Source organism: Micromonospora sp. MW-13 (genome assembly GCF_003434305.1).
Classification (GTDB): Bacteria; Actinomycetota; Actinomycetes; order Mycobacteriales; family Micromonosporaceae; genus Micromonospora.
On record NZ_QKKX01000114.1, the window covers coordinates 1 to 1,032 of the forward strand.

General features: G+C 67.8%; 1 protein-coding gene. It reads left to right on the forward strand.

What is annotated here, in order from left to right; translation table 11 throughout:
* The first annotated feature begins 118 nt into the window (after positions 1–118).
* A complete protein-coding gene (locus C5N14_RS31465; protein WP_117673546.1) occupies positions 119–1,012 on the forward strand; it encodes an IS5 family transposase in 894 nt (297 codons plus the stop codon).
* Positions 1,013–1,032 lie beyond the last annotated feature (20 nt).

A 1,032-nucleotide genomic window follows, 5' to 3' on the forward strand; every position in this document is an offset into this window, starting at 1 on the left:
TAGGCCGTGTTTGGTAAGGGGTCGGCGTGAGGTTTCGGCGTGGCGGTGATCGATAAAGGTTGAGGTCTCCGGTAGATCGGTTAGCGACCAAGCAAACCGAAGACCGACCGGAGACCTCGTGCCCAGCGTAGCGGCGACGAGGCGGCACGATCTCACCGACGCGCAGTGGGCGGTGCTGGAGCCCGCTCTGCCTGCCAGCTCGGGCAAGGGACGACCGCCCAAGTGGACCAAACGGCAGATCATCGACGGGATCCGGTGGCGAGTGCGCACGGGAACCCCGTGGCGCGACGTGCCCGGAGCGTACCCACCCTGGCAGACCCTGTACGACTGGTTCCGGCGCTGGCAGCGCGACGGCACCTGGGCGAAGATCCTGGCCGAGTTGCAAACTGACGCCGACGCCGCCGGGAGAATCGACTGGACAGTGAGCGTCGACTCGACGGTCAGCCGAGCGCACCAGCACGCGGCCGGCGCCCGCCGCGACGGCCACCTGCAGAAGGAACCGCCGGGCGGGCTGCGGACCGAACCCGCCGATCATGGGCTGGGCCGGTCCCGGGGCGGGCTGACCACCAAGACGCATCTGGCGTGCGAGCAGGGCCGCAAACCCCTGGCAATGGTGATCACCGGCGGGCAGCGCGGTGACAGCCCGCAGTTCATCCCGGTCCTGCGCAAGATCCGCGTGAAGCGGGTCGGCGGTGGCCGGCCGCGGACTCGCCCGGACCAGGTCCTCGCTGACAAGGCGTACACCAGCAAAGGCAACCGTGGTCACCTCCGCGCTCGCGGGATCAAGGCGTGCATCCCGAGCAAAGCCGACCAGGACGCCCACCGTAAGGCCAAGGGATCCAAAGGCGGCCGACCGCCCGCGTTCGATCCGGTCGTCTACCGGCAGCGTCACGCCGTCGAGTGCGGCATCAACCAGCTCAAACAACACCGCGCCATGGCCACCAGGTACGACAAACTCGCCGTCCGTTACGAAGCCACCATCACCATCGCCGCGATCAACCAATGGCTATGACCCTTACCAAACACGGCCTA